The 12559-nt window shown below is 42.7% G+C and carries 9 protein-coding genes; 2 read left to right on the forward strand and 7 right to left on the reverse strand.

Going from position 1 to position 12559, the window contains the following annotated elements; genetic code table 11:
* The 6 genes from FO440_RS20720 to proS all read right to left on the reverse strand — a co-directional run.
* Positions 1 to 1581: carboxypeptidase-like regulatory domain-containing protein (locus FO440_RS20720; RefSeq protein WP_144250226.1), on the reverse strand; the 1581-nt coding region annotated here is incomplete at its 3' end.
* A 106-nt stretch (positions 1582 to 1687) separates the two neighbouring features.
* On the reverse strand, positions 1688 to 5203 hold the full coding sequence (locus tag FO440_RS20725; protein WP_186292737.1) for a carboxypeptidase-like regulatory domain-containing protein: 3516 nt from the start codon (positions 5201 to 5203) through the stop codon (positions 1688 to 1690).
* A 114-nt stretch (positions 5204 to 5317) separates the two neighbouring features.
* A complete protein-coding gene (locus FO440_RS20730; RefSeq protein ID WP_246104289.1) occupies positions 5318 to 5677 on the reverse strand; it encodes a DUF5655 domain-containing protein in 360 nt (119 codons plus the stop codon).
* A gap of 114 nt (positions 5678 to 5791) precedes the next feature.
* The gene (locus FO440_RS20735; RefSeq protein WP_144250228.1) at positions 5792 to 6598 is read right to left on the reverse strand and encodes a TIGR02757 family protein; all 807 of its coding nucleotides are present in this window, start codon (positions 6596 to 6598) and stop codon (positions 5792 to 5794) included.
* A gap of 118 nt (positions 6599 to 6716) precedes the next feature.
* Positions 6717 to 7856: a cystathionine gamma-synthase gene (locus FO440_RS20740; RefSeq protein WP_144250229.1), complete on the reverse strand. Its 1140-nt coding sequence runs from the start codon at positions 7854 to 7856 to the stop codon at positions 6717 to 6719.
* 125 nt (positions 7857 to 7981) lie between these two features.
* Entirely contained in the window at positions 7982 to 9454 is a 1473-nt protein-coding gene (gene proS / locus FO440_RS20745; protein ID WP_144250230.1) for a proline--tRNA ligase, read from the reverse strand.
* A gap of 136 nt (positions 9455 to 9590) precedes the next feature.
* Between proS and FO440_RS20750 the strand changes: the two genes are divergently transcribed.
* Entirely contained in the window at positions 9591 to 10508 is a 918-nt protein-coding gene (locus tag FO440_RS20750; RefSeq protein WP_144250231.1) for a hypothetical protein, read from the forward strand.
* A gap of 11 nt (positions 10509 to 10519) precedes the next feature.
* Positions 10520 to 11998, forward strand: coding sequence for an OmpP1/FadL family transporter (locus FO440_RS20755; protein ID WP_144250232.1), 1479 nt, complete (start codon positions 10520 to 10522; stop codon positions 11996 to 11998).
* Positions 11999 to 12067: 69 nt separating this feature from the next.
* Here the strand turns inward: FO440_RS20755 and FO440_RS20760 are convergent, their stop codons facing one another.
* Positions 12068 to 12547, reverse strand: a complete 480-nt coding sequence (locus tag FO440_RS20760; protein ID WP_144250233.1) for a Dps family protein — start codon at positions 12545 to 12547, stop codon at positions 12068 to 12070.
* Positions 12548 to 12559: the final 12 nt, after the last annotated feature.

A 12559-nucleotide genomic window follows, 5' to 3' on the forward strand; every position in this document is an offset into this window, starting at 1 on the left:
GAATTGCACGTCGGGTTGTCGCAGCGGTTGTTGTCGTGATGGTTTTAGTGCTTTTTTATCTTTTTCTGTTTGTAAAGGATTGCCTATAGTAAATATCCGGTTAAAGAAATAATCTTCGCCGGCATTGCGCATCCATTGGGTATAGGCCCTTATGCGATAGCTTCCCGCTTTGATCTCATCGTCCAATATCAAGTCGCCCGCAACGGTTCCTGAATCTGCCGGCAATTTCAACGTTTTTACGGCCTGATCCTGATCGTTAATCAGATCTACATAAACTGCGCCGCTCAAAGGTGATAACCGGTGCCTGCTGCCCGTGGTTAGGTATCCTTTAAACCAAATGGTATCGCCGGGTACATAATACGGTTTATCCAAGTGCAGGTAGGCTTTTTCCTGCGGGATGCTGTCCGTCCATTTTTGCAAAGAAACAAGCAAGGGGTTAATAGCTACTACCCGGCGCGGAATGTCTGGCACAGGTGGTTGGTATTCAACCGGTAACTGGTCACCCACCCGGGCCTTTCCCCAATAGCCTTGAATAAAAAAGTCACGGTAATCAGTATAACTGCCTTTTTTGTCGATAATGGCCTGGTCGGTCATTAACCTCAACACAGATCCGGTTGGGTCGATATGAATGGTTTGCAGTATATCATTATTTCGGTCCTTAAAGTGTGCCAATTGTTTTGGTTCATAATTAACATAAATATCCCGCCTGAATTTGAACGAAGCGAAATTGGTGTCAATTGCAGTAAGCAGCGAATCGAACATCACCGGGCGATCTTTTACGATGACCTTGTCGGGGATCTGTACCAACGATTCATCAAATTTAAATGTAAGGAAACCGTCTGATGGCCGGGTAATAAAGCCGTTTTCTAAGGTATTATTAGCATAAACCGAGCGTAAAAAATGCATAAATGACCCTTGATAAGCCGCCAAACGGTTTTTTGCCCATTCTTTTTTTTGTTCGTCGCTCCCGCCCAGTTCTTCAAAGGTGCATTCACCATGATATAAAGTAATTTGCTCGGCATAATTATAAGTAAACCCGGTAAGCAGGTAACGGACGCGGTACCCCAGTCTTGGATTTTCTATGATCAGAAAATCATCGGCATCCGCCAGTAAAAACCCTTTCCTGGTGCTAAAGTTTATCACTTTGGGGTTAACAATAACACATTGCTTAGCATTTTTCGATTCGCCTAAAAAGGTTCTTTTAAACACATTAAAGTTTTTATTCCATGCGTCATTATCCCCTATAACTACCTCTTTAAGCGTTGTAGATTTTGGCTGCAACTGTATATCAACTTTCACCGAAGAATTTTTTATGATAATGTTTCGCGTTGCTGAAGCATAACCAAGCATTTGTACAGAAATTTGAAAGGTCCCGGAAGGTACATTGGCAAAATTAAACATGCCGTTTTCGTCGGTAGGCATTACCCGTTCTGAGCCGCCTATGAAAACAGTCGCGCTTTTTTGCGGCTCACCTTTTTCATTAGTGACCACCCCTGACACAGTGTATCCCTCCTGGGCTAATACCCGGTTACATGCAAGCAATAAAATTGTATAGAAAAACAATTGGCAGATGGTTTTCATAAGATAGGTATTAGGTTGATCAAATATACAATCTAATATTTATAGTTATGAAGCCTGTTATTATTAAATGCTGATTATATCAAAGCCATGACTACAGCTTCATATATCACTCAACTTTATAAGTATATACCTGCCTGCCTAACTCGCCGTTGGCGCTAATACCCTCTACAACTACCCTGTATTTTCCCGGGCTATCGGCATTGTAGAAATCAAAAGTAGCCTTACCTGTAGCATCCGTATTAAGGTATGGCTTCCAGTAGATTGTTGTACGCTGGTCGGGTTGGTTATTGCTGACTTCGGGGTGGTCGTAATGCGGAGAATAAAAAGTGCGCACCTTGTTGAAGCCCCTGGGCGTAATGTTGGCCATATTAGGGTTGTACTGCCTTTTTGAAGATCCTAATTTTGTAAAGAGTAAAACATAGCCAGCATAGCCTCCGCCCGGTTCGTCAGGGCTGTGCAGGTAATTCATCACAGCTACGTTGGTTCTCACTATCTCAATTTTTGCTATATCTTCGGGCAAGATACTGCCCTGCAATATCTCATCAAGTTCGCCTTTGCTTGTTATTTTTCTTCCGTTTACTATCAAGCCTATTTCTTTACCCACATTTTTGTTGGCATTGTTACTTGCATTGAGCAAACTATTTGATGGCCGGGTGCTTACCAGTTCATTATAACCATTCTCATCAATATCAACACGTATCCCCGGTAAATTGGCCTCTAAAGCCCTCGTCAGGTCGATATAACTTTCAGGGTTGGCAATGGTAATGGTTTGATCAGCGCCTTGTTCAGGTACCTGGAAGGTACTCTGGGGTGCTATGATTTTACTTGCTTTTTTTATTTCCTGTGTTTTGATATTGACCTGTTTTAATACGGTGTTTCCTTTTAAACCAACTATTGTTTGCCTGTCCTCGTCATCATTTTTTGGATAAACGCTACTTGCGGTAATTATTTTATTGATTTTACCGTTGTTACCATCGAGCTTTATTTGCGCAATGCTGTCTAAAGTAATGATTACTTTATCGCTGCCCTTGGTATCAAGGGCCTGCACCGCGAATTTAAGGCTGTCACCAATAAACATTTTATCAAACTTAAACCTGCCGTTAGCATCCGTAACTGTATCTCTTTTAAATCCGGCTTTGACTGACGCAATGAGCACATTAGCTTTAGCCAAAGGCTGATGGCTTAATGTGGTAACCAAACCTGATACCGTAGAGCCCAGGCCTTCTGCAGCAAAAGCCGGTTTAAAATTCATATTATCCAGCAACTTCCATTCAAACCTGCGATAGCCCTGTGTAAGCATCAGGTTATCCAGCGCAATATTTACAGTATCTGTATCGGCAGTGAAATAGTAATTAGGTTTTTCTATATAGCCTTTAAGATCTGACTTCAGCAAAATGTTAGAGAAGATGGTACTCTCGCTATTTTCATCAACAAGCACCTTACTTTCATCGGTAACGGTCACAGAAAAATTGCCGAAAGTTGGTTTATCGTCGCTGTCATTAGCATCTAAGTTAAGTTGCACATGCTCCCTGCTTTTATAAGCGGGTTTAGTTGCCTTAACGGTCAGCTTCATGTGATCATCGGTCTTGATAAACGCTTTACGCTCATTAAGGGGCTCATTATTGGCGTTGAAAATGGTAAATTGGGCTATCCCGCTGGGGAAAGCCCTTTTATCCAGCCAAATGGATGACACAGCGCCGCTAAATACTATCGGTAATGCAGAGATGATCTCCCCACTACTGTGTACCACCAGGTAAATGGTTGATGCCTGCAGCGTAGCAGATGCACGTACGCGTACCAATATACTGTCGCGGTTGGGCTGATACACATTAAGTACATAACCATCATTCAAAGCAGTCGGTAACGCAATGGATTTGGTTGATCCGTCAGCAAAATTGATATTGGCGGTATAGGTTTTGCCGGATAAAGGCTTCAATAAAAAGCTGCCCATGCCGGCATGTAAGGTAACAATATCCGCTACTTCTTTATGGTCATTATCGGTGACTTTACCGCTGATAACTTGCCCGAGTCCGCTCACTCCGACCGACTTAAAGCTTACTCTTGAAGAAAGGCCATTTACCAGGCTGCCACCTTCCGGGAAAAATTGTATATCTGTTTTTTGCAGATCGCTGTTCTTATCTTTTTGCATCCCGGTTTTATCCGGATTACCGACGTTTATTGCCTGGTCAAAAAAGTAGTCTTCTCCCGCGTTTCGCATCCAACGGGTAAAGGCACGTATGCGGTATCTGCCATCTTTCAAGGTATCGTCAAGTACAAAGTTGCCGGTCATCATCCCTGAAACAACCGGTAGTTTCAGTTCATTGATCACTTCATTCTGTTGATCGATCAGGTCTACATAAACAGCGCCGCTTAAGGCAGAACGTTCATGCCTGCTGCCAATGGTAAGGTAACCTTTAAACCAAATGGTATCGCTGTGCGCATAACAGGGTTTATCCAATTGCAGGTATAGTTTTTCCTGCGGAATGCTATCCCGCCATTTTTGAAGCTTAGCAACCAGCTTATCGGTAGGGTAATCTTTTTGCCCTAAAGGGATAAAAGGTGGCTGATATTCGACAGGTAATTGGTCGGCCAACCTTGCTTTTGCCCAGTTGCCGTAAATAAAGAAATCCCGGTAATCTGTATAACTTCCTTTTCTGTCTATTACAGCGGCGTCTGATGCCAGCTTCAGCACCGTTGCTTTATTATCAATTATTACAGTTTTTGTTTTATTAGACGCGTTCGAGAAAAAAGCCCGTGCCTTTTGCGGATCATACAGAACGTATAATTGTTTAAACTTAAATGATTTAAAACTGGTATCAATAGAGGCTACGAGCGAGTCAAACTTTACCTGGGTATCGTTTATTACCAGTTTATCACGGTCTTCTATATCCGGGTTAACTCTTTCTGATCCATATCCATACAATGGCCTGGCTATAAAGCCGTTTTCTAAAACCTTGTTACTGTATACCGACCGCAGAAAGTGCGTAAATGAGCCTTTATAAGTATCCAAACGATTTTTTGCCCATTCTTTCTTCTGTTCATCTGTTCCGTCAAGATCTTCAAAGGTGCATTCGCCATGATACAGTGCTATATCTTCTACCGAGTTGTACCCAAAATCTTCCAGCTGGTAACGAAGTCTGTAACCCAGGCGCTTATTTTCTATAATTAAAAAATCATCGGCATCAGCCAACAGCAGCCCTTTTTTTGTGCTGAAGTTTATAACCTTGGGGTTAACAATAACACACTGCCTGGCATTGGCAGACTCGCCCAAAAAGTTTTCTTTAAATATTTTGAAGTTAATTGCCCACGCGCTTTTCTTGCCTATTTGTACGCCTTGAAGTACTATTGATTTTACGCTCAGTTGCAGGTCGACATTAAGGGGCGCTGCTTTAACTATAATATTGCGGGTTAACGGGCTGTAGCCAAGTACCTGCACAGAAAGTTGAAAAGTGCCTTGGGGCACATTGCTGAATATGAAACGACCATCTTCGCCGGTATGGGTAACCCGTTCTGATCCGCCGATAAAAACCGTGGCGCTTTTAACAGGTTCACCTTTTTCGCCGGTAACAACACCGGATACGTCATAGCCCGACTGGGCAAAAACAACAACTGGTATGAACAATAAAAAAACAGACAGTAATATTTGACAGGTAAATTTTATTGGATAGGAAGCAGGCATGACCAAATATACATCAAATTAGCTAAAACACAGGCGCGACGGGCGAATAAATACCTTTCATTCAAGATCAAAAGCCAGCTGCATAAACCCTAAAACTTCTTCATTGATATCATCAGTATTTAAAATCCTAAGGTGGTGATTAAATTGCTGCTGACCGGGCACCTGTCCTACTTTCTGGAAGCACATATTATCGTCATAATGCTGTTTGAACGGGAAAACTACGTGAATAAAATTTTTACCTAATTGAGTTACCCAGGCAATGCGTTTATGTGCGTTAGAGATACCGATCATGGTTTTGGTGGGCTCAACAGTGACAGGGCCTATCTTTTCAAACTCGTTGATAAAATGATGAAACAGCGCTAAGGTATGCGGCGATTTACCGGTTAAGAATTGTGACATGGAGTTGTCGGGTTGCATATTTCAAATATAAAAAGGGTGTCATCCTGAACTTGTCGAAGGATAAGCGTGAAGGCCTTTGCACACTATGCTTCGACCGGCTCAGCATGACGACGCTCTTAGTGCCTTAACTTTTTACAATATCGAAATAATTTCGTTAGCACCCCAACGTTCTTCAATGCCTAAACCAAACAGGGCAAAATCATATTTAACAGGATCGGCAGGGTCAAACTCACGTAAGTGTTCAGTTAGCTCGATCGCAGTTTGCCAGTCGGTTTGTTTGCGGGTAATGAGGTTAAGTTTACGTGCTACCCTATCAACGTGCAGATCGCAGGGCATGATCAGGTCTGATGGTTTAATTTGGTTCCAGATACCGAAGTCAACACCGTTATCATCCTTGCGTACCATCCAGCGCAAAAACATATTAAGTCGTTTACAGGTTGATTTTTGCGATGGCGATGATACGTGTTTTTTGGTGCGGTGCGGGTAATCCGGCAATGAAAAAAAGTACTTTCTAAAATGATTAAGACAATTCTCCACCACGCCATTCAACTCCTCCTTCAGGGAGTTGGGGGGTATGAACGCATCTTCTAAAGATTCATGACGCTCATAATGGTACCGGAAGAAACTAATAAAATACAGTGTGTCTATATCATTAAAAGTGCGGTGTTTAAAATGCAATAGTTTCTTCAGGTCAATCTCTTCATGATTAATGATAAAATCATAAGGCGCGCCGTCCATTAAAGCGATCAACTCTTTGCACTTATTGATGATAGTTACCCGCTGCCCCCAGGCTAAAGTAGCCGCCCAAAAACCCATGATCTCGATATCCTGTTTTTTTGTGAACATGTGCGGAATGGATACTGGGTCATTTGCAATAAAACCGGGTTGGTTATATTGGGCTACTTTGACGTCGAGAAAGGAACGAAGGTTTTCTATCATTTTTTAAAAAACTTTGTCATTCTGAGCATAGCGAAGAATCCTGTAAGCGCCGTAAGTAAGACGTATAAGATTCTTCGCTATGCTCAGAATGACAAACAAATTTAACAGTTGATCTATTTTAAGAAAGCGCTTGTTTCAAATCATCCAATAAATCATCCACATCCTCTACCCCTACGCTTAAGCGCAGCAGGTTATCAACCACGCCAACTTTTTCGCGCGCTTCTTTTGGGATAGACGCGTGGGTCATGGTAACGGGGTGATTGATCAATGATTCAACACCGCCCAATGATTCGGCTAATGAGAACACTTTAAATGAGGACGCTACGCGGAATGTTTCTTTCAAATCAGCATCTTTTAAGGTAATAGAGATCATGCCGCCAAAATCGCGCATTTGTTTTTTTGCGATCTCGTGGTTTGGATGATCTGCAAAGCCAGGCCAGTAGATCTTGTCTACTTTTGGATGCGTTTTCAGGAATTCGGCTATTTTACGGCCGTTATCGCAATGCGCTTTCATACGCAGGTGCAGCGTTTTTATGCCCCGCAGTACCAAAAAGCTATCCATAGGCCCCGGTGTAGCACCGCAAGCGTTATAGATAAAGAAAAGGCGTTTATAAAGGTCTTCGTTATTTGTCATTAAAGCGCCCATTACCACGTCTGAGTGGCCGCCAATATATTTGGTGACTGAATGCATTACGATATCGGCACCAAGGTCGATCGGGTTTTGCAGGTATGGCGAAGCGAAAGTATTATCTACCACGGTTAGCAGCCCTTTTTCCTTACCGATCTTTGTCACCGCCGCTATATCTACAATCTGCATCGTTGGATTGGTTGGCGTTTCTATCCAGATCAGTCTGGTGTTAGCGTTTGTATGCTCACGGATGATCTCGGGATCTGACAGGTCCAGGAAATGGAACTTGATACCGTAATTAGCAAAGATCTTGGTAAACATACGGTACGAACCGCCATACAGGTCATCACCGGTTATTACTTCGTCGCCGGGCAATAACAGTTTCATTACAGCATCGGTAGCACCCATACCGCTTGAGAAAGCAAGTCCGAATTGAGCGTTCTCTAATGCTGCCAGGCAGTTCTCCAACGCTTTACGTGTAGGATTTGTCCCGCGCGAATATTCATACCCCTGGTGATCGCCCGGCGATTTTTGCCAGTAGGTTGATGTCTGGTATATCGGCGTCATTACCGCGCCGGTTGATGGATCAGGCTCTTGCCCTGCGTGTATTGCTTTTGTCGCGAATTTCATGCCCCCTCAGCCCCCTAAAGGGGGTCCTTTTTGATTAACGTGTCGGAATATGCCGAACACACATTATATATTATTTAACATCTTACCACCCTTTTATTAAGCTCCCCCTTCAGGGGGCCGGGGGGTTAATATGCCCTTGCAAACAAAACCCGTTGCGTTGACGGTTTGCCTGTCAAAATACATTTACCTTCTTCCTGTTTATTATTTAAAGGTATACAGCGTATGGTAGCCTTGGTTTCGTCTTTTATGCGTTGCTCGGTTTCTGATGTGCCATCCCAGTGTGCTGACAGGAAACCCGGTTTTTCATCCAGTAAGCGTTTAAATTCTTCGTAAGTGTCAACCTCGGTAGTATTTTCTGTGCGGAAGTTTGCGGCTTTTTGGTAGATGTTTGCCTGAATTTCTTCCAGCAACTTTTCGATATGACCGGCCAAGCCTTCCTGGCTAACAGTTTCTTTTGTCTTGGTATCTCGGCGCGCAAGTTCTACAGTACCGTTTTGCATATCACGGCTGCCGATGGCTACACGCAATGGCACTCCTTTTAATTCATACTCTGCAAATTTAGCTCCGGGACGATGTGTATCACGATTGTCAAATTTTACAGATATACCTTTAGCTATCAATTCTTTACGAAGACCATTTACATATGTGGTTATGTTAGCTAACTCCTCGTCATGTTTATATATCGGCACAACAACTACCTGTATCGGCGCCAGTTTTGGCGGCAAAACAAGGCCTGCATCGTCAGAGTGCGCCATGATCAACGCACCTATTAAACGGGTTGATACACCCCAAGAGGTAGCCCAAACGTAATCCAGTTTATTTTCTTTGTTAGTAAATTTAACGTCGAACGCTTTAGCAAAATTCTGCCCTAAAAAGTGAGATGTGCCCGCTTGTAAAGCTTTACCGTCTTGCATTAATGCTTCTATGCAATAAGTATCCAATGCACCTGCAAAACGCTCATTTGGTGTTTTACGGCCCTTTACAACAGGTAATGCCAAAAAGTTCTCCACAAAATCGGCATATACTTCAAGCATTTGTTCGGTTTCGGCAACGGCCTCATCTGCAGTAGCATGGGCGGTGTGCCCTTCCTGCCATAAAAACTCGCTGGTACGTAAGAATAAACGCGTACGCATTTCCCAACGCATTACGTTGGCCCATTGGTTTACCAGTATCGGCAGGTCGCGGTATGATTGGATCCAGCCCCTGTAGGTATTCCAGATAATAGTTTCTGATGTTGGGCGAATGATCAGTTCTTCTTCCAGTTTAGCTTCTTCATCAACTATAATATTACCGCTGCCATCATTTTTTAGACGATAGTGGGTAACCACGGCACATTCTTTTGCAAAACCTTCTACGTGACTGGCTTCTTTTGAGAAAAAAGATTTGGGTATCAGCAGCGGGAAATAAGCATTGCTGTGGCCTGTGTCTTTAAACATTTTGTCTAATACGCCCTGCATTTTTTCCCAGATGGAATATCCGTACGGCTTAATGATCATACAACCCCTAACCGGCGAATACTCGGCCATATCGGCCTTTATAACCAGATCGTTATACCATTGCGAATAATCTTCATCTTTACTAATAACGCCTTTACTCATTTGTTTGTGGAATAGATTTTGACTGTTTAATTACTTATTATTGTGGTCAAATTTATAAATTTATACGTTATCAGAACGTCAAATTAAACCTTGCCGGCAAATATTAGTTATATATTTATAACCAACGCTTGAAAAAATGAAAACCATCCTGCCTTTAGGAATTATTATTATCATCGCTATTGCACTGAGTTCCTGCTCATCCATGAACAACCTGGCCAAAACACAAACCATTGGCGATGACGTTTATTACACCAAGGCAAAAGCAGGCGACTCATTCGATCCTCAACCGCAATACGCACAAAATAGCTATACCAATAATGATGATTACTATTATTATGGCGACTATAAATCGCGCATAGACAGGTTTAGCTACCTTACCCCTTTTGATTATAGCGATGACTTTTACTATGACTACGCATCAAATGACTATGCTACGCCTCCACCTGCAAATACATCAGCCACCGAACAGATAGATAATGGTGATGATGATTATGCAGACGCTTATGATGATCTGGGTATATATTCTGCATATGATTTTGGCTATGGTGATTTTGGCGGATATGATAATTATGGTTATGGTGTAGCTTATTCAAGCTATATATACGGTGGCGGTGGCCGCGTCAGTCATAAAAGATCTCACGCAGGTGATAGGTTCAGTCGGGCAAATTCAGGGGGGCTTGTTTTCAATAAAATTGGGGTATCTTCAGGTTCACGGCCATCATCATCTGCCGGTTTAAATTTTAGCCGCGGGAACGGCACATCGACTAATAATAATGGCAATACGGCATTTACAGGCAGCAGGCGTCCCGGCGGCAGCTATGCGGTGTATCCGGGCCGCCCGGGCATCAATTCGACAGCGTACGTTAATCCGACAGGTAATGGCAACCGTATCATCCGTCAGGACAACCCAAGGCCGGTGATCCAGCAACAACAAACTATCGAACGTTACTCACCCCCACCCAGTACAAGTTCATCAAGCAGTTCAGGTAGCTCCGGCAGTTCTGGCGGCGGTGGTGCTGCAAGTGGTGGCGGCGGCAGACCGGTAAGGCCATAATAACAACATCTATGAGATATAAATTTCTACTTTTTGCAATTGCGTTAGCAGCAGTTAGCAATAACGGTTTTGCCCAATATGCTAAAGATGCTATCCGCTTTTCCACATTTCAAACCAGTTCAACATCGCGCATAAAAGCTATTGGTAATGCGGGTACCGCTATTGGTGGCGATTTAAGCTCCGTAAGTGGCAACCCGGCCGGCTTAGGATATTTTACCCACTCAGAACTGAGCATAACGCCCGAATTTGACGGCAATACCAATAAAGCCACCTATTTGGGCCAAGCATCGTCTGCCACCGACAACAGCGTCAATATGAGTAATGCCGCTATTGTTTTTTATAACCGCTTAAATACCCCGCCGGGCCAGGACAAAACTAAAGGTTGGTTAAGCGTAAATTTCGGTATAGCTTATAACCGCACCAATAATTTTTATGAGAGTGTTCAATATGGCGCTAAAAACAACAACAATTCCATTGCGGATTATTATGCTAAACTCGCCAACGACCTTGGTATTGGCTCGGATAATTTACAGGCATGGGCTTTTGATCAAAAATTGATAGACGCGTATGGCGCGGGTGGCGGCTCAAACTATACTTATCAAGGTAACGCAATTCCCGGCGAATTACAGGCAGGTAATATTACAAGGGTTGGCGGCCAAAGCGCTTACGATTTTTCTGTCGGGGCTAATTACAGCAATAAATTGTACCTGGGTTTAGGCGTAGGTGTTACAGAACTACGCTATAAATCAACAAATAGTTTTACCGAAACAGGCACGGCATCGGTATTAGAAAACAATGTGCCGGCTAATCGCGCTTATAATTCAACTTATACGCAATACCAAAACACCAAAGGCGAGGGATTTAATGCACGGTTAGGCATCATGTACAAAATACTGGAAAGCGTACGTGTTGGCGCTGTAATTACCAGCCCTACATTTATAAATGTTAATGATTCATTTAGCGAAGGATTAAGAACCAACATAGCTAATAACGGCAATTTTTCAAACGGCCCGCAGGAGTATCCGCTAACTTACGATTTGCGTACAGCATTTAAGGCGGCAGGTGGGCTATCTGTATTTATTGGCAAATATGGTTTTATAACCGGCGATGTTGAATACATTGACTATGCCGGTACACATATCAGCAGTAATGACAATTATACCAATACTTATGACCAGGGTATTATTGCAAGCAACTATAAGTCGGCCGTTAATTTTCATACCGGGGCCGAGATCAAAATAACCGACGCTTTTGCTTTACGTGGTGGTTACGCCATACAAGGCAGTCCGTTAAAAACGGGCGGAATTGATACAAAAATTGTAACCGGTGGCTTAGGTTACCGTTTGGGTAATTATTATATTGACGCTACTTATGTGCACTTAAATAGCAGTCAAACCATTTTGCCTTATGATATCGGCGATACCACCCCATCTGCAAGCGCAAACGCAACCAATAATAATTTCTTTTTTACTATAGGTTACAGGTATTAAAAGTGCTCACAAACAAAGAACGCCTGCTTAGTTAAGTGGGCGTTCTTTGTTTATATAATATTAAAATGCTTAGTCTTCGTTAACAAATGAGCGTAGCATCCAGGTGTTTTTTTCCTGGAATTGCATAAACCGGTTTACCATATCGTTTGTACCGTCGTCGCCGGCATCAGCGGTAATTTCTAATAGTTCACGTTCAAACTCTATTAGTTTCGCCATATCTTCAATAATCTCTTTAACCATCTTGGTATCTTTTAACCCAATGGTATTGATCTCTTTAATGGTTGATGTTTTTATATAATCGTCAAAAGTACTGTATGGCGCTTTACCCAGGGTAAGAATACGTTCTGCCAGTTCATCGATAGTTACCAAGGCTTCGGTATAAAGCTCTTCAAACTTAACATGCAGGGTAAAAAAGTTGGTGCCCTTAACATTCCAGTGGCAGCCCCTTAGCTTTTGATAATGGATGTGATAATTTGCAAGCAGGTCATTTAAATGATCAACTACCGGTTTTACTTTACCTTCTTTAAGGCTGATTTCTTTCGCGTTCATGGTGTAAAATTG

Origin of the sequence: Mucilaginibacter corticis, from assembly GCF_007558865.1 — a bacterium.
GTDB lineage: Bacteria > Bacteroidota > Bacteroidia > Sphingobacteriales > Sphingobacteriaceae > Mucilaginibacter > Mucilaginibacter corticis.